The organism is Streptomyces sp. NPDC003691 (assembly GCF_053981115.1).
In genome coordinates this window covers 22,452-48,310 of sequence record NZ_JBSFNQ010000013.1, presented here as the reverse complement: position 1 = coordinate 48,310, position 25,859 = coordinate 22,452, and the positions used below count along the sequence as shown (strand labels likewise).

The window sequence follows — 25,859 nt, the reverse complement described above, 5'->3', positions numbered from 1 at the left end:
ACATGAGTTCCGTACTTGCCGGCGTGCTCCAGCTGCTGGCGCTGATTGCCGCGCTCGCCCTGGTGCACCGTCCCCTCGGCGACTACATGGCCCGGGTCTACTCCTCCGACAAGCACCTCCGCGTCGAGAAGTGGATCTACCAGGGCATCGGGGCGAACCCGAACACGGAGATGCGCTGGCCCGCCTACCTCCGCGGGGTCCTGGCCTTCTCCGCCGTCTCGGTCCTCTTCCTCTATCTGCTCCAGCGGGTGCAGGGGTCGCTGCCGGGTTCGCTCGGGTTCGCGTCGATCGACCCGGACCAGGCGTTCAACACGGCCGCCTCCTTCGTCTCCAACACCAACTGGCAGTCCTACTACGGCGAGCAGGCCATGGGCCATGTCGTCCAGACGGGCGGCCTCGCGGTCCAGAACTTCGTCTCCGCCGCCGCCGGTATGGCGGTCGCGGTCGCGCTGGTCCGCGGCTTCGCCCGCAGCCGCACCGGTGAGCTGGGCAACTTCTGGTCCGATCTGGTGCGCGGTGTGGTCCGGATCCTGCTGCCGATCTCCGTGATCGGCGCGCTGGTCCTGGTCTCCCTGGGCGCCATCCAGAACTTCGCGGGTATCCACGAGGTCGGCCAGTTCATGGGCGGCACCCAGCAGTGGAACGGCGGCGCGGTCGCCTCCCAGGAGGTCATCAAGGAGCTGGGCACCAACGGCGGCGGCTACTTCAACGCCAACTCCGCCCACCCCTTCGAGAACCCCAACCCGGTCTCCAACCTGCTGGAGATCTTCCTCATCCTGCTGATCCCGTTCTCGATCACCCGCACCTTCGGCCGGATGGTCGGCAATGTCCGGCAGGGCTACGCGATCCTCGGCACGATGGTGCTGATCTGGGTCGGCTTCACCGCCCTGATGATGTGGACCGAGTTCGCGCACCAGGGTCCGGCCTTCCAGGAGGCGGGCGGCGCGATGGAGGGCAAGGAGGTCCGCTTCGGCATCGGCGGTTCGTCGATCTTCGCGGTGGCCACCACGCTTACCTCCACCGGAGCGGTCAACAGCTTCCACTCCTCCTACACCGGCTTCGGCGGCGGTATCACGATGCTGGGCATGCAGCTCGGCGAGATCGCCCCCGGCGGCGTCGGCTCCGGACTCTACGGAATGCTGATCATGGCGATCATCGCGGTGTTCATCGCCGGACTGATGGTCGGCCGCACCCCCGAGTACCTGGGCAAGAAGATCGGCACCCGCGAGATCAAACTCGCCGCCTGCTACATCCTCGTCACCCCGGTCCTGGTCCTCGGCTTCACCGCCCTGGCGATCGCCCTGCCGACCCCGCCGGACTCGATGACCAACACCGCCGCCAACGCGGTCGCGGGCTCGGGGGCGCACGGATTCTCCGAGATCCTGTACGCCTACACCTCCGGCGCCAACAACAACGGCTCCGCGTTCGCCGGGCTCAACGCCGACACCCCGTGGTTCAACACCACCATCGGGCTCGCGATGCTCTTCGGCCGCTTCCTGCCGATGGTCTTCGTACTGGCACTGGCCGGCTCGCTGGCCGAGCAGAAGCCGGTACCCGCCACCGCGGGCACCCTCCGCACCGAGAAGCCGCTCTTCACCGGGCTGCTCGTCGGCACGATCCTCATCATCACCGGACTGACCTACTTCCCGGCGCTCGCGCTGGGCCCGCTCGCCGAAGGGCTTGCGTCATGAGCACGATAACTCCCACCCGGGCGCCCCATTCGGACGTGCCCACCGGCCACAAGCCGGCCGACGGACGGGTCGGCGGAGGCTTCTTCGACCCCCGGCAGCTCCTGTCCTCCCTCCCCGGCGCGCTGCGCAAGCTCGACCCGCGGACCATGGTCAAGTCACCCGTCATGTTCGTGGTGCTGATCGGTTCCGTACTCACCACCGGGCTCTCGCTCGCCGACCCCGGTGACTGGTTCGGCTGGGCGATCACCGCCTGGCTCTGGCTCACGGTGATCTTCGCCAATCTCGCCGAAGCCGTCGCCGAGGGCCGCGGCAAGGCCCAGGCCGACACCCTGCGCAAGGCCAAGACGGACACCGTCGCCCGCCGGCTCACCGGTACGACGGAGGAACAGGTCCCCGGCACCGACCTGCGGATCGGCGATCTGGTCGTCTGTGAAGCCGGGGACGTCATCCCCGGCGACGGCGATGTCGTCGAAGGCGTCGCCTCCGTCGACGAGTCCGCCATCACCGGCGAGTCCGCGCCCGTCATCCGGGAGTCCGGCGGCGACCGCAGCGCCGTCACCGGCGGCACCAAGGTCCTCTCCGACCGGATCGTCATCAAGATCACCACCAGGCCCGGCGAGACCTTCATCGACCGGATGATCAACCTGGTCGAGGGCGCGGCCCGGCAGAAGACCCCCAACGAGATCGCCCTCAATATCCTGCTGGCCTCGCTGACCGTCGTCTTCCTGCTCGCCGTCGTCACCCTCAAGCCCTTCGCGGTCTACGCGGGCGCCGACGACCAGACGTCGATGATCGTGCTCAGCGCCCTGCTGGTCTGCCTGATCCCGACCACCATCGGCGCGCTGCTCTCCGCCATCGGCATCGCGGGCATGGACCGGCTGGTCCAGCGCAATGTCCTCGCCATGTCCGGGCGGGCCGTCGAGGCCGCGGGCGATGTGTCGACCCTGCTCCTGGACAAGACCGGCACCATCACCCTCGGCAACCGGCAGGCCGCCGAGTTCGTCCCGGTCCGCGGCTGCACCGCCGCCGAACTCGCCGACGCCGCACAGCTCTCGTCGCTCGCCGACGAGACCCCCGAGGGCCGGTCCATCACCGTCCTCGCCAAGGAGAAGTACGGGCTGCGCGAGCGCCACCAGGGCGAACTCGACGACGCCGAGTGGATCGCCTTCACCGCCCAGACCCGGATGTCCGGAGTCGACGTCGACGGCCGCAAGATCCGCAAGGGCGCCACCGGCTCGGTCGTGAAATGGGTGAAGGAGCAGGGCGGCGAGGTCGCCGCGGACGCCGACCGGCTCACCGACGAGATCGCCAACGCGGGCGGCACCCCGCTGCTGGTCGCCGTCGAGGACCGCGACGGCGCCCGGATCTTGGGCGTCATCCACCTCAAGGACGTCGTCAAGGAGGGCATGCGCGACCGGTTCGAGGAACTGCGCCGGATGGGCATCAAGACCGTCATGATCACGGGTGACAACCCGCTGACGGCCCGCGCCATCGCCGAGGAGGCCGGCGTCGACGACTTCCTCGCCGAGGCCACCCCCGAGGACAAGATGGCCCTCATCAAGCGGGAGCAGGCGGGCGGCAAGCTGGTCGCCATGACCGGCGACGGCACCAACGACGCCCCGGCGCTCGCCCAGGCCGACGTCGGCGTCGCGATGAACACCGGCACCTCCGCCGCCAAGGAGGCCGGGAACATGGTGGACCTGGACTCCAACCCCACCAAGCTCATCGAGATCGTCGAGATCGGCAAGCAGTTGCTGATCACCCGCGGCGCGCTGACCACCTTCTCCATCGCCAACGACGTCGCCAAGTACTTCGCGATCATCCCGGCGATCTTCACGGCCGCCTACCCCGGCCTCGACACCCTCAACATCATGCGGCTGGACTCGCCGGAGACCGCGATCCTCTCCGCCGTGATCTTCAACGCGCTGATCATCATCGCGCTGGTGCCCCTCGCCCTCCGCGGCGTGCGCTACCGGCCGACCAGCGCCGACCGGATGCTCCGGCGCAACCTCGGGATCTACGGATTCGGCGGACTGATCGCGCCCTTCATCGGCATCAAGCTCATCGACCTGATCATCTCCGCTATCCCTGGCATCGGGTGACGACCATGAACACCTCCGTACGGAACACGGGACGGCTCCTCTCGGCCGGCCTGCGGGCCCTGCTCGTCCTGACCGTCGTCTGCGGCGTGCTCTACCCGCTGGCGGTCACCGGCGTCGCCCAGACCCTCTTCAACGACCGGGCCAACGGCTCCGAAATCACCTCCGGGGGCAAGGTCGTCGGCTCCTCCCTGATCGGCCAGCAGTACCACCTGCCGAAGCAGAACCCCGACGACCCCGAGGAGGCCCCCCGGCCCGACCTCCGGTGGTTCCAGCCCCGCCCGGCCAACGGCCTGGGCAGCAACAGCGTCAACACCCAGTACTCGCTGATCCTCTCCGGCGCCACCAACCGGGCCGGGAACAACACCGAGCTCATCCAGTGGGTGAAGGACGCCAAGGCGGCCGTGATCGCCGACAACACCACGGCCGGCTACCGCCCGAAGCCCTCGGACGTCCCGGCGGACGCCGTCACCTCCTCCGGCTCCGGACTCGACCCGCATATCTCCCCCGAGTACGCGGAACTCCAGGTCCAGCGGGTCGCCGAGCGCAACAAGCTCGACCCGGACCGGGTGGCGAAGCTCGTGAATGACCACACCGGCGGCCGGATCCTCGGTTTCGTCGGCGAGCCGAGGGTCAATGTCCTCGAACTCAACGTCGCCCTGAAGGAACTGGGCGGCAAGGGCTGACGGACCGCCTCCGGCGCGGCCGCCCGCAGGGGCTGCCGGGCCGTGGCGCCCCCTTCGAACGTGCCGGAGCGGTGCCGCCCCCGGGTGCAGGGATTCCCCCGCACCCGGGGGCGGCACCGCTCCGCCGTGACCACCCCGCGGCGGCCGCGCGGGGCCGGAACCCGGGGCCGGGCGGAAGTGTGACGTGCGTCACGGCAACTGTGAAAACGGTTCGTTCCCGTCCGCCTCCGCCTCCTACTGTGCCCCCCATGCGCATGCCCCGAAGAACACGGTCCGGAGCCGGAGACCGCACTCCCGTCGGAGGGGCGGGTGCCGATCCCGACCCGGGTACCCCCGACCGCCGCGGCCCGGTCCGGTATCTGCGGTGGGCCGCGGCCCGGCAGCCCCTCAGGATCGCCTCCGGAACCCTCTACGCCACCCTCTGGCTCGGCGGACTCATCCTGATGCCGTATCTGATGTCCCGCGCCGTCGACGACGGCCTGGCGCACGGCGACAGCGGCACCACCGCCGCCTGGGTCGCCGCCCTCCTCGCCGCCTGTGCGCTCACCGCCCTCCTCGGCACCCTGCGCCACCGCACCATGAGCGGGGTCCGGATCGACGCCGCCTTCCGGACCGTACGCGTCGTCGTCCACCACTCCACCGCGCTCGGCGCCGCCCTGCAACGACGGTTCGGCGCGGGGGAGATGGTCACCGTCGGACTCGGCGACGCGGCCACCATCGGCAACGCCCTCACCTTCCTCGGCCCCGGCATCGGCTGCCTCATCGCCCTCGGCGCCGTCGCCGCCCTGCTGCTCGCCGTCTCCCCGACCCTCGCCGCCGTCGTCCTCCTCGGCGTACCGGTCATCGCGCTCAGCGTCGGCCCTCTCCTCCGCCGTCTCCAGAGCGCCGAAGCCGTCTACCGCACCCGGCAGGGGGAACTCGCCGCCCGCTTCGGCGATATCGCGGGCGGGCTGCACGTCCTCAACGCCATCGGCGGCAAGGAGGAGTACGCCGCCCGCTACCGGCAGGACTCCCGCGCCCTGCGCGACGAGGGCTACCGCATCGGCACCGTCACCAGCTGGATCGGAGCCCTCGCGGTCGGGCTGCCCACCCTCTTCCTCGCCGTGATCACCTGGATCGCCGCCCGGATGACGGCCCAGGGACAGCTCACCACCGGCGAACTCGTCGCCGTCTTCGGCTACACCGCGGTGCTCAACATCTCCGTCTCGTACCTCATCGAATGCGGCGACGACATCAGCCGGGGGCTCGTCGCGGCCCGCCGCGTACTCGCCTTCCTCGCCCTCGAACCCGACACCCCGCACGGCGAACCCGCCCCCGGGGACGCACCGCCGGACCGGCCCGCCGCCCTCCACGACCCCGGCTCCGGCGTCACCGCCGTCCCCGGCACCCTCACCGCGCTCGTCTCCGACCGGCCCGCCGAAACGGCCCTCGTCGCCGACCGCATCGCCGGATTCACCGCCTCCGCCGCCACCTGGGGCGGGGTCCGCCTCGACGGGATCCCCTCCGGCGCCGTACGCGAGCGGATCCTCGTCGCCGACAACGACGCCGCGCTCTTCGCCGGGCCCATAAGGAAGGTGGTCTCCGGCCGCCACGACCGGACCACGGACGACCGTATCGCCGCCGCCCTGGAGGCCGCCTTCGCCCACGACATCGTCCGCGGGCTGCCCGGCGGCCTCGACGCCCCGGTCCGCGCGGGCGGCCGCAATCTCTCCGGCGGCCAGCGCCAGCGCCTCCGCCTCGCCCGGGCGCTGCTCGCCGACCCAGAGGTCCTGGTCGCCGTCGAACCCACCTCCGCGCTGGACGCCCACACCGAATCCGCGGTCGCCGGCCGGCTCGCCGCCGCCCGGCGGGGCCGCAGCACCGTCGTCACCACCACCTCCCCGCTGGTACTCGACCGGGCCGACACCGTGCACTACCTGGTCGACGGCAAGGTCGCCGCCACCGGCAGCCACTGCGAACTCCTCGCCCGCCAGCCGGGATACCGCAGGCTCGTGGCCCGCGGCGGGGACGAAGAAGCGCCGTACACGCCGGATCCGGCGCTCCCGGCCGGGGCGGCCGCACCGGCCGGGCACCCCGGCGGGCGCACCACACCGGACGGGATCCCGGGTACGGAACCCGCGTCCGACGGGGCCGGCCGCACGGACGGCGACCGTACGGATGGCGACCGGACGGGGGCCGCCCGATGAGCGCCCCCGTAAGGACCGCCCCGAGCGGTGCCAACGCCGCCCTGCCCATCGCCACCGGCGCCGAGGTCCGGCGGGCCGCCCTGCGGCTGATCCGCGCCGACCGGCGCGCCTTCGGCACCGTACTGCTCCTCAACTTCCTCGCCGCCGGGACCGGCCTCGCCGCCCCCTGGCTCATCGGCCGGATCGTCGACGAGGTCCGCGGCGGGGCCGGGGTCGCCACCGTCGACCGGCTCGCCCTCGCCATCGTCGGCTTCGCCGCGGCCCAACTGCTGCTGATCCGCTGGGCCCGGCTGGCCGGCCACCGGTTCGGGGAACGCAGCCTCGCCCGGGTCCGCGAGGAGTACGCGGAACGCGCCCTGGCCGCCCCCGCGTCCGTCGTCGAACGCGCCGGAGCCGGCGACCTCACCAACCGCGGCACCACCGATGTCGCGATCGTCGGCGCCACCTTCCGCGACGCCGTCCCCGACGTCCTCGTCAACGGCGTCCAGTCGCTCTTCGTCATCGGCGCCGTCTTCGCCCTCGACCCCCTGCTCGGCACCGTCGGGCTGCTGAGCCTGATCGGCGTCTGGGCAGCCACCCGCTGGTATCTGCGCCGCGGCGGGACCGCCTACCACGAGGAGGGCACCGCGAACTCGGCGCTCGCCGAGGAACTCGCCGCGACCGCCGCCGGATCCCGCACCGTCGAAGCCCTCGGCCTCCAGCGGGAACGCACCGAAGCGGCGGAGACCGCCGTCCGCGAGTGCCTGCGCACCCGCTTCCGGACCCTCTTCCTCCGGAGCGTGTTCTTCCCGAGCATCGATATGGCGTTCCTTCTTCCGGTGGCGGTCGTCCTGCTGCTCGGTACCGCTCTCGTCGACGCCGGGACCGTCACCCTCGGCGCCGCCGTGGCCGCCGCGCTCTATCTGCGCCAGCTCGCCCAGCCGCTGGACGCCGTCCTGATGCGGGTGGAGCAGATCCAGGGCGGTGCGGTGGCCTTCGCCCGCGTCGAGGGACTCGGCCTGGTCGCCCCGACCGCCCCCGACGGGGACGGGGACGGCGCCGGGGTGCCGGACCCCGACGGCGACCGGATCGTGGTGACGGACGCCCACTTCGCGTACGACACCGGCGAGGACGTCGTCCGGGGCGTCGGACTGACCGTGCGCCCGGGGGAACATCTGGCGGTCGTCGGACCGTCCGGCGCCGGGAAGACCACGCTCGGACGGCTGCTCGCGGGCCTCGAAGCGCCGCGGCGCGGCTCCGTCACCGTCGGCGGGGTCCCCGTCGCCCGGCTCGGCCCCGAGCAACTGCGCCGCCATATCGCGCTCGTCACCCAGGAACACCACGTCTTCCTCGGTACGGTCCGCGACAATCTGCGGATCGCCGCCCCCGGCGCCGACGACGAACGGCTCCGGGCCGCGCTGGCCGCCGTGGGCGCCGCGGAGTGGGTGGACGCCCTGCCCGACGGCCTCGGCACCGAACTCGGTCCCGGCGGCCTGACCCCGGACGGTGCCGGGTCCCAGCAGCTCGCGCTCGCCCGGGTCGTCCTCGCCGACCCCCACACCCTGGTCCTCGACGAGGCCACCGCCCTGCTCGACCCCAGGACCGCGCGCCGTACCGAACGCGCCCTGGCCGCCGTCCTCACCGGCCGTACCGTCATCGCCGTCGCCCACCGGCTCCAGACCGCCCATGACGCGGACCGGGTCGCCGTCATGGAGGACGGCCGTCTCACCGAGATCGGCACCCATGACGAACTGGTCGCGGCGGGCGGCGCCTACGCGGCCCTGTGGGAGTCCTGGCACGGGGGACCGGCCGAGGCGCCCGAGGAGGAGCCGGTGCCCGGGCCGCGTCCCCGCTCCCGCCCGCCGCTCACGGCCGATCAGTAGGAGTCGACACGCTCGCCGTCCGGAACCCGGTAGCAGCCGGAGAGCACCCGGACGGCGAGCTTCGGCCGGTCGTTCTCCGCCATATGGACGATGGTGACGCCGAATTTGAGCCCGTCGTTGTCGGCGGTCAGACTGAGGTTCCTGTTCCGGCTGCTGTCGCGCTCGTACCCGACGACCTTCCAGCCGTTCGCCGGCAGCTCGGCCCTGAGCCGTTCCATGACACCCGCCAGCTCCGCGGGGGTGGCCGGGTAGAAGCTCCACGGGTGGAGCGTCTGGAAGTACGTCTCCGGATCCTTTCCGTCACCGCATTCGGTGATCCGCACCCCGGTCTCGGAGGCATCCCCCTTGACCTTGATGAGGTCCAGCAGACCGCTGGAGACCTGTTTCGTCTCCGTGACGGCCTCGGTGGTGGTCCTCGTGCCCGCCGGGGGAACAGGGTTGTCCGGCTTTCCGGAGTCGCTCATACCGCATCCTGTGATCAAGGTGAGTGCCAGTCCCAGCGCGAGGGCCGCGGGCCCTTTCTCAGTCTTCAAGCTTCACATTCCCGTGTCGTCCGGCCACGACCTCGGCCTGGTTGAAGAGCGAATCCTTCTCGGCCTTCCAGTAGTCGCTGTGGCCCTCCGTGTCCGTGGTCATCTGGTTCGCCCCGAACGCGGGGTCGCTGGGAATGATCCACGGAACGGATTCGGAGGCGAGCCGCTGGCTGCCGCCGTGTCCGTAACGGCCGATGTCCGGCACCATGTCCCCGGGCGCCTCCTGGTTCCAGACCCGCCCCTTGGGCACGTCCAGCTCCTCCGCGGAGCCCACCTGCACCCCGGGGCTGCCCGCGAAGACGACGTCGTCGGCGTTGAGATCGCCCTGGCGGGCCGCGGAGCCGATCAGGGTCGACCCGTACGAATGGCCGATGACCGTGGTGTGACCCGGGCCGTCCGCGGTCCTGGCGGCTTCGAGCCCGTCGAGGAACCGGTTGAAGCCCGGCGCCCCGTCGTCCGCGTAGTGCCGGAAGGGGGCGTCCTTCACGGGGCTGTCGGGTGTGTCGTACCCCAGCCAGGTGATCGTGGCGACGGACTCGCCGTCCGCGGCGTCGCTGGCGGCTCCCCACAGGGTGGTCATCCGGCTGATGTCGCCGCCGATCTTCTCCAGGCTCGCGCCGGTCCCGGGGACGTACACCGCCGTATGGTCGGCCGTGTCCGGGTTTCCGTTGGCGATGATCGCCCGGCCGTCGTCGTCCGTGCTGAAACCGAGGAGGTACGCCTCCGGGAGACCCTCGGTGCCCGTGGCGTCGAAGCGCTCCTCGATCCGCCGCATCCCCTTGAGCCCCTGGTTCAGCCGCTTCTCCTCGCCCTCGTACTTCCGGACCCACGCCAGGTACTCGTCGGAGTACACCTTCACCGGTCCCCGGGCCGTGTTTATCCAGGTGTGCTTGTTCTCCGGCGCGGGCGGGATCGCGTTCAGCGCGAGCTGGTACTCCCCGTGCTTCTGGGCGAGGACCGTGCGGTTCGCCTCGTCGCGGACGGCGGCCGGGAGGCCGTCCAGGGCTCCGGCGCTCGCCGGGTTCAGGGTGACGAAGGCATTGCGCTCGTCTTCGGAGAGGCCCTTCCACCAGGCCGCGTTCTCGGCGGGCGAGGCGCCTTCCGGCGGGCCCTGGAGGGCCGCCGGATAGGTACCGGCGGCGTCCCGCACCCCGCGGGTGTCGGAGCCGGTGTCCGCCCAGTCGCGCGCGGAGACGGTGAGATCGTCGTCCGCCTTCAGGGCGCGGAGCTTCGGGGCCCACTTCTCGTCGGCTGCCGTCGCCTCCGCCAGCGCGTCGACGACGCGTTCCGCGATGGCCTGGGCATGCGCCGCGTGCGGGTTCGGGTCCAGGTTGGCGGCCTGCCGCCCGACGGACCGGGCCTGCGGGCTGTCGGCGCCGTAGCCCCGGGCGGAGCCCGCCCCGGGGATCCTGCCGTCGACCGGGTCCGGGCCCGCCGGATAGCTCACCGTCCCGTCGGGGTTCACCGTGAAGCCCCGGGCCCCGGCGTCCGCGAGGGCCGCGTCCAGCTTCCGCTTGGCCGCGCCGAGATCGAAGGCGAAACCGTTCAGCGCGGTACTGATCAGACCGCATTCGACCTGGGTGTACTGGAAGTTCTTGGCCAGCTCCCGCACCTCGCCCAGCGCGGCGTCGAAGGCCTCGCCCTGGAGGCGCGCCTTCCGCATCCCGCCGATCACGGAGGCTTCGAGCCCGTCCTTCGAGGCCTGCGCCATATCGGCGACGGCGCGGTAGCCGTCGGCGGCGTCCTCGAACTCGGCGGGCTTCAGATTCCTCAGGGTCGTCAGATCCACTGCGCCGTCACCGGCCCGCCGGGACGCAGGCGACATCGTCGCGGTCCGAGAACTCGGCCCGGAGCTTGTCGATTTCGCCCTGCACGGCCTGGTCGGTGAGGAGCAGGTCCCGGCCGACCTGGTCCAGGATCCGCTGGAGACTCCCGCAGCGGCGGCTCACCTCCTCGGCGTACTTCTTCCAGGAGCCGTGGAGTTCCTTCTGGGCCGCCGCGCCGAGGCACCCCTCGGCCGTCCCGAGGCCCGACTGTCCGTCTTCCAGCTTGCCGAGCGCGGTGCCGATGCCCTTGCGCAGCGAGCCGACGCCTTCACCGGCCGCGAGCCAGGCCTGCCGGCTGGACTGCACCCCGCCGGTGACCGAGCTGCCGGCCGGGCCGGTGTCCTCCGGCGGCAGCCCGTTCAGCCGCATCCCGGCGGCGTCGCGTGCCGCCACATCCGCCTTGATGTGCTCCCACTCGTCCCATGCCATGCGCATCCCCCCGGTTGCGGTCTTCCGACCTGTGGACTTTGCCAAGACCCTACCTGCCGGGGAGAAGTGACTACGGGTCAGTCACGTGATGCCACGGGCCCGCCGGATGCCGGACGCCGGGGACGACCGGAGCGGCCTCGGGCCTGCCGGGTGGTGCCGGGGACGACCGGAGACGACCGGGGACGACCGGAGCCGCTTCGGGCCCGCCGGGTGGTGCCGGGGACGACCGGAGGCCGCCGCCCCAGGGTTCCTGGAACGGCGGCCTCCGTATGCGCTGACCGACGGCTGTCGGCTGTCGGCTGCCGCGTGCTAGCCGGGCTCGGCGGGCGACTTCGCCGCGGGCCCCGGAGCACCGCCCGGGGCCGCGTCCGCCGCCGGGCCCGCGACCGGGTCCTCCACGGCCACCGGGTGCGCGTGCGGCTCCACCACCGAGACCGGCACCTCCTTCAGCGCGGGAACCTTGCCCGCGTCCGTGAACCGCAGCAGCAGCGGCTCGGTCCAGCGCGCGGCCAGCGGCCCCAGGATCACCAGGATCAGGACGTACGCCGTGGCGATCGGACCGATCCTCGGCTCCGAAGCCACCGCCAGACCGGCGATCACGATGGAGAACTCGCCGCGCGCCACCAGCGCGCCGCCCGCCCGCAGCCGCCCCTTCGGGCCGATGCCCGCGCGCTTGGCCGCGTACCAGCCGGTCCCGATCTTGGTGGCGGCCGTGACGACGGCCAGCAGCAGGGCGGGGAGCAGTACCGGCGGGATCTCGGTGGGGTCGGTCGAGAGGCCGAAGAAGACGAAGAACACGGCCGCGAACAGATCCCGCAGCGGGGTGAGCAGCTTGCGGGCGCCCTCCGCGACCTCGCCGGACAGCGCGATACCGACGAGGAACGCACCGACGGCCGCCGACACCTGGAGCTCCTGGGCGACCCCCGCGACCAGCAGGGTCAGCCCGAGGACCACCAGCAGCAGCATCTCCGGATTGTCGGAGTTCACCGCTTTGCTGATGACCCGGCCGTGGCGCAGCGCCAGATAGAGAACGATGCCGACCGTACCGAGGGCGATGAGGAGGGTGACGCTGCCGCCCGCGAGGCCGACGCCCGCCAGCAGGGCGGTCAGCAACGGCAGATAGACCGCCATCGCGAGATCCTCCATCACCAGGATCCCGAGGATGACCGGGGTCTCCCGGTTGCCCAGCCGCTCCAGATCGGTGAGGACCTTGGCGATGACCCCGGAGGAGGAGATCCAGGTGACACCCGCCAGCGCCACCGCCGCCACCGGGCCCCAGCCCAGCAGCAGCGCGGCCACCGCGCCCGGCAGCGCATTGAGGACGAAGTCCACCAGCCCCGACGGGTACTGGGTCTTCAGGCTGCCGACCAGCTCGGAGGCGCTGTACTCCAGACCGAGCAGAAGCAGCAGCAGGATCACGCCGATCTCCGCGCCCACGGCGACGAAGTCCTCACTGGCGCTCATCGGCAGCAGCCCGCCGGTGCCGAAGGCCAGCCCCACCAGCAGATACAGCGGAATGGGGGAGAGCCCTATCCGGCCCGCGAACCGGCCTATCAGACCCAGCCCGAGGATGATCGCCCCGAGTTCGATCAGCAGGGTCGTGGTCTCGTGCACGGCTCAGCCTTCCGCGATGATGTCGCAGAGGGCGTCCACACCCTCACGGGTGCCGACGGCCACCAGGGTGTCCCCGAGCGCGAGCCGGAAGTCCGGCGCGGGGGACGGATGGGCCGAGGTGCGCCGCAGTACGGCGACCACCGAGGCGCCGGTACGCGACCGGGCCCGGGTCTCGCCGAGCAGCGACCCGATGTACGGGGAGCGCGGGCCGATCTGGATGTGCTCGGTCACCAGGTCGATGCCGTCGGTGCGGACGGCGTCGATCGGAGCGGGGTCGATGAGATGCGCCAGCGCGGTGGCCTCCTCGGAGGAGAGGGGGACCTCCACCACACAGGCGTCGGGGTCGTTCGACTTGTAGAAGCCCAGGAACCGGCGTCCGTCGTGGTGCACGACGACGGAGATGTGCCGACCCGCCTCGGTGGTGAAGTCGTATTGCGTACCGACTCCCGGCAAAGGGGTCCGACGGGTGCCCATGGTCGCCTCCCGGGGCGTGGCTGTGCCGCCCGGCGGCCGGAGTGCCGGCGGGCGGCGGGAAAGTGCTGTACCCCGGTATTTTACGGTGTACGTGACAACAAGCCCCGGGCGCGGTGCGGCCCGGGGGTCCGCCGGGCTCCGGAAGGCCGCCGCGGCGGTCCGTGCCGGCCGGCCTGACGCCGTCTCAGCCGCCGCCGGAGCCCGCCTCCCGGGCCGCCCCCGCACTCTGCCGCCGGTCCCCGGCCGGCAGACCGGGCACGGTCTCGTCCCGGAACCCGCCCGGCACCCGGGCCGCGGAGCGCGGCACGCCCTCGCGGCGGCGTCCCTCCACGGTCCGGGGTGCATTCCCGTGCGTCACACGGCGGAACCGGGCGCAGAGGCCCGCCGTGACCGGTCCCGCCCGGCGATGGCCGCGGCGACCTCTTGGACAGCTCTGCGAACAAGGTCGCTGTAGGGATCCTGAGGAAGCCCGGCGGCGTGCGTCCCGGCGGCATCGATATGTTCGGTGGCGGCTTCGAAGGAGCCGAGCCGACGGTAGTCGTCGGCGAGGTTGAGGTGCAGGGAAGGAAGGAAACCGGAGATCTGGAGGCCGGCGTGGTGCTCCTGGACGCGCTGCTCGGTCACGGCGCCGGCAGCGTCCAGAGCCCGGATGTTCCAGGCGAGGGCCTGGGCGGGATCTTCGTAGAGATCTGCCAGATAGTGGGCCAGCGAGCAGCGGTGCAACGGGTCGCCGGTGACACCGATCGCGGACCACAGGGCCAGCAGTTTGCGGCGGGCGGAGGCGCTGTTGCCGGCCTGTCCCTCGGCGACGGCGTGGCCTATCGCTTCCATCGTCGGGTCGGGGGCGGCGGGTGCGGTGGTCATGGACTGTTCCTCGTCGTTCTTCTCAGGCGGAGTGGCCGGACTTGACGGGCATGGCGAGGGTGGTGAGATCGCCGCGGTCGGCGGAGCGGATCGTGACGGGCTGATCGTGTCCCCGTAGGTCGAGCAGTACGTCGGGGCCGATCGCGGTACTGACCGCGGGATAGAGCGTGGTCAGCTCGAACCGGATCCGGAGCGCCCGGCCTGTCACGGTGGCCCCGAGGGGGATGCCGGGGTGCTCGTCGTCCGCTGCCGTGACGCTCACTCCGTGGGAGGTGAGATGCAGCCCGAGACGCTCGCCGGGGTGTTCCTCCAGGGCTTGCAGGAGGAGATCCTTCGAGACCGTCGCACGAGTGCTGACCTCGCCCAGTGACGCGAGCATCAGCCGATGGTCGGGATACTCCCCGGGCAGCAGCCGGCAGTGCCGGTCCTCCTGGCCGGCCACGCGGAACCAGATCCCGTTCGAGGCCGCTTCGAGTCGCACCAGCGGGCTGCGGCGGCACGCCGCGACCGCGGCCCGCAGCTCGTCGCCATGGACCGTGCCGGCCCATGTCCGGCCCGGTGGTTCAGCCGGTACCAGGGTTCGGGTGGAGAGCCGGTACCGATCCGTCGCGGTCAGGGTGACCGCCGCGGGATCTGCCTCGATGCGCAGACCGGCGAGTCCCGGCGGCCCGGGCTCGTACGCGGCCGCGGTCAGGACCTGTTCGACCGCGGCCGCCAGCACGGGACCCTTCACGGCCGCGATGGGAAGACCTGGGGCATTGCCGAGAGCGGACTTGATGACGGCAGCCTTCCGCTGCACGGCTGCCGCGTCCCCGATGACCTTGGCGACATGCTCATCGAGGAGCCGGGCAGCCTCGTCGGCCCCGGAACCAAGGACAGCACCGACATCGGCCAGAGGCATGGCGAGCTCGCGAAGCCGGCGCAGTGCGGTCGCCCGGGCCACCTGCCCGGCGCCGTAGTAGCGGTAGCCCGAGACCGGGTCGACTTCGGCAGGGGTCAGCAGCCCGGCGTCGGCGTAGAACCGCAACGCGCTGGAGGTCAGACCACTGCGCCGGGCGAAGGCCCCGATCGGCATCAGTTCATCTTCTGGCACCGCTCCATCATCAAGCTTCGACCAACTTGAAGGTCAACGCCGACGAGCAGCGGCATCAACCGAGCAGCGGCATCGACCGGGCAGCGACTTCAACCGAGTAGCGACTTCACCCTCATGCCAGGAGCAACCAGGGCTTACGAGGGCTGCTGCCGGGCGAGGGCGTCCACCGCCGCCGACACCCGGTCCCAGGTCTCCGTGTCGCGTTCCAGCGGGGGGAGTTCCACCGGGGGAGGGGCCGCGGCGGACCAGGCGCGGGCCACGGCGACCGGGTCGGCGCCGGACCCGGCGGCCGCCGCGGCGAGGGCGGCGGCGCCGAGGGCCGTGAGATCCGCGTCGGCGGGGACGATCAGGGGGCGGCCGGAAAGGCGCCGTACCGTCTCCACCCAGTGACGGCCGCGGGCCCCGCCGCCGATCAGCCGCAGCGGCACGGCCGCGGGGTCCGGGGCCGGGCAGGTGCCGGTACCCGCTTCCGGGCCCGGGCTTGTGGGCGCACCGGCTTCCGCCTCCGGGCCCCGGCCCGTGCCGGTGCCTGCTTCCGGGCCGCGGCCCGTGCGCGTACGGGCCTCCGCTTCCGGTCCGCGCCCCGGACCCGTCGGCGCACCCGGGTCCGGGCCCGTGCCCGCCTGGTCCGTCCGTGCCCCCGGGGCGCTGCCCCCGCCCGGTGGGACCGCCGCGCCGGATCCGCAGACCGCGAGGACCTCGTCCAGGGCCCGCAGTACGGTCACCACCGCGCCCTCGTAGGCCGCCCCCAGGATCTGCTGACGGGTGGTGGTGTGCCGCAGCCCCGTCAGCAGCCCGGAGGCCCCCGGCAGATCCGGGGTGCGCTCGCCGTCGAGATACGGCAGCAGCACCAGGTCCCCGCCCGCCTCGGCCGCGTCCCGCCCCAGGCCCAGCAGGGCCGCGATCCGGTCCACGGCGAGCGTGCAGTTGAGGGTGCAGGCCAGCGGGAGGTACGTGCCGTCGGTCGCCGCGAAGCCCGAGAGGGCCGGGGTCACCGGCCGGGCGCGGGTCGCCGCGTACACCGTGCCCGAGGTGCCGAGGCTCAGCACCGGCCGGTCCAGCAGCCCCGCGCCGCCCAGCCCCAGCCCCACCGCCGCGGCCATGTTGTCGCCCGTGCCCGCGGCCACCGCGATCCCCGCGGGCAGCCCGAGGGCCTCCGCGGCGGCCGGACGGAGGGAGCCGATCCGGGTGCCGCCGGTGGGTGCGACCCCGGGCAGCAGACCGGCGTCCAGACCGGTGAGGTCCAGGAGCTCCGGGTCGTAGGCCCCGGTCGCCGTGGCGTACCAGCCCGTCCCCGAAGCGTCGCCGGGATCCGTCGCCGCGACTCCGGAGAGCCGCTCGGTGAGGTAGTCGTGGGGGAGGCGTACGGCCGCCGTGGCCGCCGCCGCGCGCGGTTCGTGCTCCCTCAGCCAGCGCCATTTGGCGGCGGTGAGCGCGGCGACCGGCGCCGAGCCGGTCCGCCGGGCCCACTCCCGCGCCCCGCCCGGCAGCGCCCCGGCCAGCGCGGCGGCCTGCGGTGCCGGCCGGGTGTCGTTCCACAGCAGCGCGGGCCGGACCGGCCGCCCGCGCCCGTCCAGGACGACCAGCCCGTGCTGCTGGCCCGCGACCGCGATCCCGGTCACCGCCGAAGGCCGTACGCCCGACTCCGCCAGCCCCTGCGCGACGGCCTCGCGGAGCGCCCGCCACCACCCCTCGGGGTCGCTCTCCCGGGCCCCGGCCGTGCCGGTGACCTCATGGGCGGCCCGGCCGACCGCGAGGGTGCGGCCGGTGGCCGCCTCGGTGAACACCGCTTTTGCCGACTGGGTCGAGCTGTCCACACCGATGACGACGGCCTGAGCGGGCATCGCCCCACCTCTCCGGGTCGCCGACAGAGCCGGCCCTTGATTTGGAGTTCCGGCGAACAAAATACGGCAACCCCTGTTCAGCCAACAGATGTTGGAGGTCTTCTGTAAATCTCGTGCCGTCTGCATGATTAGTCAGTGGTACGAACAAATCCCGGCAGCCCATGATCCGAGGTGGTCAGCGCCATGACGGAGTTCCTTCCCACCCCCGACGACCGGTTCAGCTTCGGCCTCTGGACCGTCGGCTGGCAGGGCCGCGATCCCTTCGGCGACGCCACCCGCCCGGCCCTGGACCCCGCCGACACCGTCCACCGGCTGGCCGGACTCGGCGCCTACGGCGTCACCTTCCACGACGACGACCTGATCCCCTTCGGGGCACCGGAGGCCGAACGGGAGCAGCGGATCGACCGCTTCCGCGCCGCCCTGGACGCCACCGGCCTGGTCGTCCCGATGGCCACCACCAACCTCTTCACCCACCCCGTGTTCAAGGACGGCGCCTTCACCGCCAACGACCGGGACGTCCGGCGGTACGCGCTCCGCAAGACGATCCGCAACATCGACCTCGCGGCCCGGCTCGGCGCCCGGACCTATGTCGCCTGGGGCGGGCGGGAAGGCGCCGAGTCCGGCGCGGCCAAGGACGTCCGTGCCGCGCTGGACCGGCTGAAGGAAGCCTTCGACCTGCTCGGCGAGTACGTCACCGAACAGGGCTACCCTCTCCGGTTCGCCGTCGAGCCCAAGCCCAACGAGCCCCGCGGCGATCTGCTGCTGCCGACCGTCGGCCATGCCCTGGCCTTCGTCGAACGCCTGGAGCGGCCCGAGCTGTTCGGGATCAACCCGGAGGTCGGCCACGAACAGATGGCGGGCCTGAACTTCCCGCACGGCGTCGCCCAGGCGCTCTGGGCCGGAAAGCTCTTCCATATCGACCTCAACGGTCAGAGCGGCGTCAAGTACGACCAGGACCTCCGGTTCGGCGCGGGGGATCTGCGCTCCGCGTTCTGGCTGGTCGACCTGCTGGAGTCGGCGGGCTACGAGGGGCCGCGCCACTTCGACTTCAAACCGCCGCGTACGGAGGACCCGGCCGGGGTGTGGGCATCGGCGGCCGGCTGTATGCGGAACTACCTGGTCCTGAAAGCCCGGGCGGCCGCCTTCCGGGCCGATCCGCGGGTACGGGACGCGCTGCGCGCCGCCCGCCTCGACCAACTGGCCGTACCCACCGCCCCGGACGGCCTCGCGGGGCTGCTGGCCGACCCGGCGGCGTACGAGGAGTTCGACGCGGAGACGGCGGCGGAGCGGGGGATGGCCTTCGAGGCACTGGACCAGCTGGCGCTGGACCACCTCCTCGGCACGGCGTAGCGGGCCGGGCCGGGGGATCCGGGCGGGCCCGGGGCTCCGGACCGTGGCCGGATCCCGGCCACGGTCCGGCCGGGGTCAGCTACCGGCCGCCCGGGGGCCGTACGCCAAGGGGTCGGTCAGCACGTCCTGGACGACCATCGCCGCCGCGCCGCGCACCGCGTCCGTCGCCGGGGAGGCCGCGCGCAGCCGCGCCGCCGCCACCGGCCACAGCCCGGACACCACCCGGGCGGCCAGCTCCCGGGCGGCGGGCGGCGCCAGCCAAGGACTCAGCGGGCGGTAGATACCGCCGAGGACGACCGCGTCCGGGTCGAAGAGATTGACCGCGCCCGACAGCACCCGGCCCAGCATCATCCCGCCCCGGGCCAGGGCCAGCAGGGCCCGTTCGTCCCCGCAGCGGGCCCGGTGCGCCAGCTCCGAGACGGCCGTCGCGCCGTCCGACTCGTCGAGCCCCGCGGCCCGCAGCAGCGCCGACTGGCCCGCGTACTGTTCGAGACAGCCCCGGGAACCGCACCGGCACTCGGGGCCGTCCGGCGCCACCAGGGCATGGCCGATCTCCCCGGCGAACCCGTGCGCCCCGCGCAGTAGTTCACCGCCGAGCACCAGCGCGCCGCCGACCCCGATCTCCCCGCTGACGTACAGAAAGGTCCGGGCGTCCCCGAGCCCGCCGAACCACAGCTCCGCCAGCGCCGCGAGATTGGCCTCGTTCTCGGCGCGCACCGGCAGGACCGGCCGGTGCGGGCGCTGCGCGGTGAGGGCCTCGGCGAACAGGCTCTCGGCGAGCACCCGGCTCCAGCCGAGATTGGGGGCGGAACGGACCGTACCCGCGGACACCAGGCCGGGCAGGGCCAGCGCCGCGCCGACCGGGCGCAGCTCCTGCTCGTCGGCCGAGGCCAGGGCGCGGGCCGCGATCCGGGCGGCCCGGGCCAGCACCCGGGCGGGCGCGCCGCCGCGGTTGTCGAGGTGTTCCACGAGCCGTACGCGATCCGTGCCGGCCAGGTCGACGACGCAGACGGAGACATAGTCGACGTTGATCTCGACGCCGAGGCCCGCGACTCCGGTTCTGGCCATTTTGAGGACCGTGCCGGGCCGTCCGGCCTGACCGCTGAAGGTCTTCCCCGACTCGGAGAGGAACCCGGCCTCCAGCAACTGCTCCACCAGGGAGGAGATCGCGGCCCTGGTCAGGCCGGACCGGGCGGAGATCCCGGCCCGGGTGGTCTCTCCGGCGTCGCGGACCGCGCGCAGCACCAGGCTCAGATTGTGGCGCCGTACGGTGTCCCGGCCCGCCTTGGGCTCCAGCGGATCACGGCCCGGGCGGACCGGGGAACGGCCCGGGGCGAGCCTCAGCCGTTCGAACGCCTCCGGTACCGGCGGCGGGCCCGCGGCGAGCGGGTGGCCCCGGTCCTGGCCCGGCCGGTGCGGCGGCACGGGCGCGGTCCCCGCCCGGAGGCCGGGGCCGCGGTCGTCGGCGGTTTCGCGCGCGGCTGCCGCCCGGGGCGCCGCGGCGCGGACGGCCGGGGTGTGCTCGGGTCCCGCCGGGCGGACGGCGGGGGTGTGCTCGGGCCCCGCGGCGCGGACGGCGGGGGAGTGCTCGGCGGTGCAGCGGTCGGCCGGGAAGCCGCTCCGGGCCGGTGGTATCCGCTCCACGGCGAGCGGGAGGCCGGTCGGTATCCGCTCCACCGCGGGCGGGAGGCCGGTCGGTATCTCCTCGGGTACGCCGTCGCCACCCGGCGGCCGGTCCTCCGGGCGCCCGGAGGGATCGGGGTGATCGGGCCGCGCAGGGCGCGCGGTGTCGTCCACGCGGCCTCAGCCCTGGGGTCCGCGGTAGCCGAGGCCGAGGGATGCCTCGATGCGGCCGGCCAGTCCGTCGCGCGGCGGAGCGGTGCGCCCGGCCGCGCCGGCCCCGGCCAGCCAGGTGCGGCAGCGGCTGCCGAGCAGGACGCCGAAGCTCTCCGCCTCGTTCTCCTCCGCCTGGTCGAACCGGGTGCGCGCGGCGACCCTGAGGACCGTGTCCCGCAGGTCGGTGTCGTCCGACAGCAGCCGCGCGGCGACGGCCGCGCCGTCCACGTGGTGCGTACAGTGGCCCGCTTCCATATGCCACAGCTCATGGCCCAGGATGACGAGCTGATGGGCGGGCGCGGTGCGCTCCTCGATGACGATCAGGTCCTGGTCGGCCATGTCGAGCCAGAGCCCGCTCGCCGTGCCCGCGGGAAAGGCGGCCGTACGGTGGCGGACCGGGCGGCCGCGGTGGGCGCTCATCGCCTCGCACAGGGCCGTGTAGAGGTCCCCGGGCCGGGCGGCGGGGGCGGGCAGGTCGATCGCGCCGACCAGTTCGCCGCAGAGCCGACGCATCCGCTTGCCAATGCTCACCGTTCTCCTCCCCTCCCGACCGCTCCCGTCGGTGCCGGCCGCGTCCGCGCGGTGCCGCCACCGGCCTCCGTGCTCCCTATCGTCGCGCGGAAAGGGGCCGGGAATGAAGTCACGTTTCCGTCTGGTTCGCGCCGCCGAAGGCGCCGGAATCGGCCGATTCACTCGGTCGGGCGGGCTTGACGCTCTCCAGGAGCATGTCCAGCCACTCCGTGACCTTGTCGCGGTGCTTGTCGGTGGGCAGTTGCGCGGCGCGCCAGGCGATACCGCGGACCCCGTGGTCGAGAAGGAGCCGTTCCAGCGGATCGCCCTCGCCCGACCAGTCCTTGAGGAGCTTCTGCTCGGTGCGGAGCAGGGCGTCGTTGAGCGCCTCGCAGTCCTCGGCGGTGAGGAAACCGGCATGGACGCCGAAGAACCGCTGGATGGCGTCGCAGTGTTCCATCGTCGGGCGGCGGTCGCCGTTGATCAGGGCGCCCGCCTGCTGCCGGGACATCCCGGCGCCGTCGGCGATCTCCTGCTGGGTGTAGCGGCGGCCGTTGGGCTTGAGCCGGGTGCGGCGGAGCAGGTCGAAGCGCTGGAGGAAGCGCGCCTGGAGATCGGGTTCCCCGGCCGGGCGGCCGTCGAGGAGCGCGGCGGCCACCTCGGGCGGCACACCGGACGCCTCCGAGAGCTGCTGGACGTCGAAGACCTCGCCGTGGCTCAGTCCCAGGCGGTCCGCGAGTTCGGCGACCCGGGAGACCGACGCCGCCAGAGTGTCTGCGGCTGCCGGACCCGGAACCGAGAAGCCGTCTGTCACCAGTAGGTCTCCTAGATCACGCGAGAGGGCTCCGCACACAGTTGGCTGCCCGGAGATTAACGGTTCCGGAGCCGGGCAACCAGCTTTTGCCACATCTGTGGCGAGAATCCTTCGGTCGGGGGCGCGGAATGCCACGATAGTTGACATGCTCTGCCGAGCAGGAGCAGGATCGCGGGGCGGGGTGAAGATCAGCAGACGCCGCCGCGGCGGGAAATTCGAGAAGGGTGGCGTTCTCGATGACACATGAGACGGGGGCCGACCGTCCTGGTGTCCACGGGCGTCGGGGGTGCACGGCGGCCGGTGGCGGCCGGGGCACGCTCCGCGCGAGGAGATTCGCCGATCTGGTGCGCGGACGCCGTGAGGAACTCGGGCTCAGCGTGGCCGATGTGGCGGCGCGCCTGGACATCAGCATCCGCACCTACGGCTCCTGGGAGCGCACCCCGGCCAACGAGTGGTCCGAGGAGCGGCTGCACGCCCTGGTGAAGGCGCTGGAGATGACGGACCAGCAGGGCGGCTGGCTGTTCCGGCTCGCCGTGGACCGGGAGATGCCGGCGCCGCAGCACACCCCGCCCGCCCGCCGGAAGGACATCCTCCCGCTGGGGCCCGCGCGGCCCTCGGGCGCCGCCTTCCCGCGCCGTACGCCGGTCGGTCCGCTGCTGCCCTTCCCGCCGTCCACCGGCTCGCTGCCCAAGTCCGCCGCGCCGGAGCCGCCCGGGGACCCGGCCACCCAGGCGTATCTGCGGGACTATGCGGTGATGATGGACGCCGTACCGCTGCCGTCGGTCCTCTTCGACCGGCGCTGGGACGTGACCCACGCCAACCCCGCGTACCAGGAGCTGTTCCGGGACGTCAGCCCGCATCCGACGGCGATGCCCGAGCAGAACTTCCTGCGGTTCGTGCTCTTCCACCCGGACGCGGGCGCCGTGCTCGGCGACCGCGAGACGGGCTGGTGCCTGCCGCTGCTCGCCCAGTTGGAGACCGCGCTGGAGCGGTACGCGGACGACAGTGTGCTTCAGGCCATTCGCCAGGAGATCGAGGACGACCCGATCATGGACGCGGCGTACCGCTGCGGTCTGCCGCACTGGGTCCGGGCGACCGGCGCCGCCGCCGTCCACCACGACGGTGCCGTGCGGACGGTGTACCACCCCGACCCCCGCTGGGGCCGGGCCGAGTGCCGGATCGTCGACGAGACCCCGGCGACCCTGGAGGACTGCGGCTTCACCCGGATGACGATGGTGCTCCGCGAGCACCGGGCGCCGACCCCCGGCGCCCCGGAGGCGCGGCGCAGGGTGTCCCGGCCCCATCTGAGGGCCGTCGGAGGGGCCTGACCGCCCCGGCGCCCCGCCCGGGCGGCGGGGCGCCTTAAAAGTACTGACAGGGCGTCCGGAGCCGCGGCGGCAACCGGAATTGGACGTTCCGTAGTGGGCGGGCCTTGTCAGGACCGGGCCCTGGCACGAACATGTCCGCATGTCTCAGCAGCTCCCCGCCGCAGTGGTGCGGGCCCGCCGCGCGCCCGGACGGTGCATGTGGCCGGCGCGGACCCCCTGAGAGCCGCGCGGCCGGCCGCGCCCGGTCCGGGCCCGCGACGCTGCCCCCGGCGTTTCCGAGGTCCGGGCCCCCGTCTTCCCCAAGCAGGGGCCCGGACCTCTCCCCCTTCCCCATTCCCCCCGTTTCCCCCGTCCGCTGCGGATCACCGTGTCTGCCCGGGCGCCGTCGTCGCCCGGGACGGTTCATCGCAGCGAAGCCACGGCCCATTCCGCGGCGAGCACCAGGGCGACCCCGGCGCCGAGGACCGCCGTGGCGACTCTGGTCCGTCCGGCCTTGCTGAGCACCAGCGCGCTGCCCGACATGATCAGCGCGACACCGTAGAAGCCCATCGTCAGTACCGAATGCGTGCTGCCGAGGCGCAGGGTGAGAACCGTCCCCACCGCGATCATGATCACGGTGGAGAGGACGATGCGGACCCGGCGGGCCTGGCGTGGTGTGAGCCCCTCGTGTTCGGGGGCCGGACTGGCTTCCGACTTGGCTTCCGACATGCGCGGAAGCCTATCCGTCCGGCCTCCGCCGGGGGGCCGGGCGAGCGGATCCGCGGTGATCGCCGGGGCAGTCGCCCGGACGGTCGCCGAGTCCGGCACGGCGGCGGCCGCGCCGTGGCCCCGTCCGCCGCGGGACGGCACCGGCCGGAGCGTACGCGGCCGTCCGGCGCCCCGGCTCCGGCCCCGCCCCGGGCCTTGAGGATCATGGTGCCCATGAGTGACGACGCCGGGGGGACCGGCCGGGCCGCGGAGAGCCGTGAAACGCGTCAGCACACCCCCTCCGCCCCCCGCGGAAAGGACGCTCCGTACGGCACGCTCGCATGGGCCAGCTCGGCCCAGACCGTCCGGCCGGAGCCGTACTGGGCGGAATGCGCCCCCCAGGCCCGGGAGACCGCCTCCACGAGCAGCAGCCCCCGTCCCCGCTCCTCCGCGTCCCGCGAGTGGCAGACCTGGGGGCCCGAGGGCGCGCATCCCTGGTCCCGCACGCTGATCCGCAGATGCTCGACGTCGTTGAGCAGCTCGCAGGAGATCAGATGGCTGCCGCTGTGCACCACGGCATTGGTCACCAGCTCGGACATCACCAGCATGGCGGTGTCGTGCGCATCCCCGCCGATACCCCAGCAGCGGAGCCGGTCGCGGGTGAGCCTGCGGGCTCTGGAGACGTACTCGACACGCGCCGGCAGCTCGAAGCCGTACCGATGGTGGTCGGCTTCCGAGCACGGATCCAGGAGGGGGACATGGCGCGTGTCGTGGTTCACACCAACACTGTCCCGCTGCAATCGACATTTTGGCAAGGGTCACTGTGAATTTTTCAGAGTGGGCATATTCAGCGACACTGGGTGCGTGGCACACTGCTCGCACCAGCACTTGGGGAGGTCTTCGAAGTGAGTGAACCGCGGTCCGCCCCCACGGTGGGGCAGGTCGTTCTCGGCAAGCGCCTGCAGGATCTGCGCGAGCGCGCCGGGCTCAAGCGCGAGGAGGCCGCCAAGGTCCTCCGCGTCGCCGCGGGCACCATTCGCCGCATGGAGACCGCCGAGGTCGCGCTGAAGATCCCGTACGTCCAGCTGCTCCTGGACGCCTACGGCATCAGCGAGGAGGAGGCACGCGGGTTCATCGAACTGGCCGAGGAGGCGAACAAGCCCGGCTGGTGGCAGCGCTTCCACGATGTGCTGCCCGGCTGGTTCAGCATGTACGTCAGCCTGGAGGGGGCCGCCAGCCTCATCCGGGCGTACGAACCGCACTTCGTCCCCGGCCTGCTCCAGACCGAGGACTACGCCCGGGCCATCATGCTCAGCGGTGCCATCGGGCAGACCGACCCCGAGGACATCGAGCGCCATGTGGCGCTGCGGATGGAGCGGCAGTCACTGCTGCTCCAGCCCGATGCTCCCCGGCTTTGGGTGATCATGGACGAGACGGTCTTCCGCAGGCCCGTCGGCGGTCCCGGCGTGATGCGCGAGCAGGTCGAGAAACTGCTCGAAGGCGCCGAACTGCCCCATGTCACCCTTCAGATCGCGGAGTTCGCTTCCGGACACCACCCCGGCACCTACGGGCCGTTCGTGCTGTTCCGGTTCGCGGTCCCCGAGCTCCCGGACATGGTGTACAGCGAGTACCTCAGCGGTGCCGTCTATCTCGACGCCCGGCCCGAGGTCGCCTCGCACCTTGAGGTCCTGGACCGCATGGCGGCCCAGGCCGCGACTGCACAACGCACGAAGGAGATCCTCAACGATCTCCGCAAGGAGCTGTGAATGGATCACATATACAACGGCATGCCGGCCACCGAGCTGGGCGAGGCGGGCTGGCACAAGCCGTGGAGCGGCGGGAACGGCGGCAACTGCTTCGAGACCATGAAGCTGGCCGACGGCCGGGTGGCCGTGCGGCAGTCCGCCGACCCCGACGGCCCGGCGCTGATCTACACACCCGGCGAGATCGCCGCGTTCATCCAGGGCGCCAAGTCCGGGAAGGCCGACTTCCTGCTGACCTGAGCGGACCCGGCGGGGCGCGGGCGCGGGTGCAGCCGCGGAGCGCGGCCGGGACACGGGCCGAACAACGGCGTGCGGGCGGAAGCCGCGCACGCCGTTCGTCATTTTCCGGGGGCGGTACGGGGCCGTACCG

22 protein-coding genes are annotated in these 25,859 nt (G+C 72.8%); 9 read left to right on the top strand and 13 right to left on the bottom strand.

Going from position 1 to position 25,859, the window contains the following annotated elements:
• Positions 1-2 precede the first annotated feature (2 nt).
• From kdpA to ACWDR0_RS09100, 5 genes are all read left to right on the top strand, one after another.
• Entirely contained in the window at positions 3-1,691 is a 1,689-nt protein-coding gene (kdpA, locus tag ACWDR0_RS09120; RefSeq protein ID WP_456350990.1) for a potassium-transporting ATPase subunit KdpA, read from the top strand.
• Positions 1,688-3,793 (top strand): potassium-transporting ATPase subunit KdpB, encoded by a 2,106-nt coding sequence (gene kdpB / locus ACWDR0_RS09115; protein WP_456350989.1) that lies wholly within the window; start codon positions 1,688-1,690, stop codon positions 3,791-3,793. Before kdpA ends, kdpB begins: the two co-directional genes overlap by 4 nt.
• Before the next feature lie 5 nt (positions 3,794-3,798).
• Positions 3,799-4,476, top strand: coding sequence for a potassium-transporting ATPase subunit C (locus ACWDR0_RS09110; protein WP_456350988.1), 678 nt, complete (start codon positions 3,799-3,801; stop codon positions 4,474-4,476).
• Positions 4,477-4,724: 248 nt separating this feature from the next.
• The gene (locus ACWDR0_RS09105; protein ID WP_456350987.1) at positions 4,725-6,662 is read left to right on the top strand and encodes an ABC transporter transmembrane domain-containing protein; all 1,938 of its coding nucleotides are present in this window, start codon (positions 4,725-4,727) and stop codon (positions 6,660-6,662) included.
• Complete coding sequence (locus ACWDR0_RS09100) at positions 6,659-8,524, top strand: ABC transporter ATP-binding protein (protein WP_456350986.1); 1,866 nt, start codon at positions 6,659-6,661, stop codon at positions 8,522-8,524. Before ACWDR0_RS09105 ends, ACWDR0_RS09100 begins: the two co-directional genes overlap by 4 nt.
• Here the strand turns inward: ACWDR0_RS09100 and ACWDR0_RS09095 are convergent.
• The 8 genes from ACWDR0_RS09095 to ACWDR0_RS09060 all read right to left on the bottom strand — a co-directional run bounded on the left by ACWDR0_RS09095 (position 8,518) and on the right by ACWDR0_RS09060 (position 17,201).
• Positions 8,518-8,988, bottom strand: a complete 471-nt coding sequence (locus tag ACWDR0_RS09095; protein WP_456350985.1) for a hypothetical protein — start codon at positions 8,986-8,988, stop codon at positions 8,518-8,520. The two genes, ACWDR0_RS09100 and ACWDR0_RS09095, sit on opposite strands and share 7 nt — an antisense overlap.
• Before the next feature lie 58 nt (positions 8,989-9,046).
• The gene (locus ACWDR0_RS09090) at positions 9,047-10,846 is read right to left on the bottom strand and encodes an alpha/beta hydrolase (RefSeq protein WP_456350984.1); all 1,800 of its coding nucleotides are present in this window, start codon (positions 10,844-10,846) and stop codon (positions 9,047-9,049) included.
• Positions 10,847-10,853: 7 nt separating this feature from the next.
• Positions 10,854-11,312, bottom strand: coding sequence for a hypothetical protein (locus ACWDR0_RS09085; protein WP_456350983.1), 459 nt, complete (start codon positions 11,310-11,312; stop codon positions 10,854-10,856).
• A 309-nt stretch (positions 11,313-11,621) separates the two neighbouring features.
• A complete protein-coding gene (locus tag ACWDR0_RS09080; RefSeq protein ID WP_456350982.1) occupies positions 11,622-12,926 on the bottom strand; it encodes a cation:proton antiporter in 1,305 nt (434 codons plus the stop codon).
• A gap of 3 nt (positions 12,927-12,929) precedes the next feature.
• Entirely contained in the window at positions 12,930-13,400 is a 471-nt protein-coding gene (locus ACWDR0_RS09075; protein WP_456350981.1) for a cation:proton antiporter regulatory subunit, read from the bottom strand.
• Between the two features lie 354 nt (positions 13,401-13,754).
• Positions 13,755-14,264 carry a hypothetical protein gene (locus tag ACWDR0_RS09070; RefSeq protein ID WP_456350980.1) on the bottom strand — a complete coding sequence of 170 codons (510 nt, stop codon included), beginning with the start codon at positions 14,262-14,264 and terminating at the stop codon, positions 13,755-13,757.
• A 22-nt stretch (positions 14,265-14,286) separates the two neighbouring features.
• A complete protein-coding gene (locus ACWDR0_RS09065; RefSeq protein WP_456350979.1) occupies positions 14,287-15,357 on the bottom strand; it encodes a DNA polymerase III subunit beta family protein in 1,071 nt (356 codons plus the stop codon).
• A gap of 134 nt (positions 15,358-15,491) precedes the next feature.
• Positions 15,492-17,201: an FGGY family carbohydrate kinase gene (locus ACWDR0_RS09060; RefSeq protein ID WP_456350978.1), complete on the bottom strand. Its 1,710-nt coding sequence runs from the start codon at positions 17,199-17,201 to the stop codon at positions 15,492-15,494.
• Positions 17,202-17,384: 183 nt separating this feature from the next.
• Between ACWDR0_RS09060 and xylA the strand changes: the two genes are divergently transcribed.
• A complete protein-coding gene (xylA, locus tag ACWDR0_RS09055; protein WP_456350977.1) occupies positions 17,385-18,551 on the top strand; it encodes a xylose isomerase in 1,167 nt (388 codons plus the stop codon).
• A 75-nt stretch (positions 18,552-18,626) separates the two neighbouring features.
• Here xylA and ACWDR0_RS09050 read toward each other — a convergent pair whose 3' ends face one another.
• The 3 genes from ACWDR0_RS09050 to ACWDR0_RS09040 all read right to left on the bottom strand — a co-directional run bounded on the left by ACWDR0_RS09050 (position 18,627) and on the right by ACWDR0_RS09040 (position 21,711).
• Complete coding sequence (locus ACWDR0_RS09050; protein WP_456351046.1) at positions 18,627-19,895, bottom strand: ROK family protein; 1,269 nt, start codon at positions 19,893-19,895, stop codon at positions 18,627-18,629.
• Positions 19,896-20,354: 459 nt separating this feature from the next.
• Positions 20,355-20,900, bottom strand: a complete 546-nt coding sequence (locus tag ACWDR0_RS09045; RefSeq protein ID WP_456351045.1) for a toxin-antitoxin system, toxin component — start codon at positions 20,898-20,900, stop codon at positions 20,355-20,357.
• Between the two features lie 127 nt (positions 20,901-21,027).
• The gene (locus ACWDR0_RS09040; RefSeq protein WP_456350976.1) at positions 21,028-21,711 is read right to left on the bottom strand and encodes a helix-turn-helix domain-containing protein; all 684 of its coding nucleotides are present in this window, start codon (positions 21,709-21,711) and stop codon (positions 21,028-21,030) included.
• A gap of 344 nt (positions 21,712-22,055) precedes the next feature.
• Here ACWDR0_RS09040 and ACWDR0_RS09035 point away from each other — a divergent pair, with 344 nt between their 5' ends.
• Positions 22,056-23,039, top strand: a complete 984-nt coding sequence (locus tag ACWDR0_RS09035) for an MmyB family transcriptional regulator (protein WP_456350975.1) — start codon at positions 22,056-22,058, stop codon at positions 23,037-23,039.
• A 402-nt stretch (positions 23,040-23,441) separates the two neighbouring features.
• Here the strand turns inward: ACWDR0_RS09035 and ACWDR0_RS09030 are convergent, their stop codons facing one another.
• Both ACWDR0_RS09030 and ACWDR0_RS09025 read right to left on the bottom strand, forming a co-directional pair.
• Positions 23,442-23,747 carry a hypothetical protein gene (locus ACWDR0_RS09030; protein WP_456350974.1) on the bottom strand — a complete coding sequence of 102 codons (306 nt, stop codon included), beginning with the start codon at positions 23,745-23,747 and terminating at the stop codon, positions 23,442-23,444.
• 266 nt (positions 23,748-24,013) lie between these two features.
• Positions 24,014-24,505: an ATP-binding protein gene (locus ACWDR0_RS09025; RefSeq protein ID WP_456350973.1), complete on the bottom strand. Its 492-nt coding sequence runs from the start codon at positions 24,503-24,505 to the stop codon at positions 24,014-24,016.
• A gap of 126 nt (positions 24,506-24,631) precedes the next feature.
• Between ACWDR0_RS09025 and ACWDR0_RS09020 the strand changes: the two genes are divergently transcribed.
• A complete protein-coding gene (locus ACWDR0_RS09020) occupies positions 24,632-25,492 on the top strand; it encodes a helix-turn-helix domain-containing protein (protein WP_456350972.1) in 861 nt (286 codons plus the stop codon).
• Positions 25,493-25,729: a DUF397 domain-containing protein gene (locus ACWDR0_RS09015; protein WP_006345481.1), complete on the top strand. Its 237-nt coding sequence runs from the start codon at positions 25,493-25,495 to the stop codon at positions 25,727-25,729.
• Positions 25,730-25,859 lie beyond the last annotated feature (130 nt).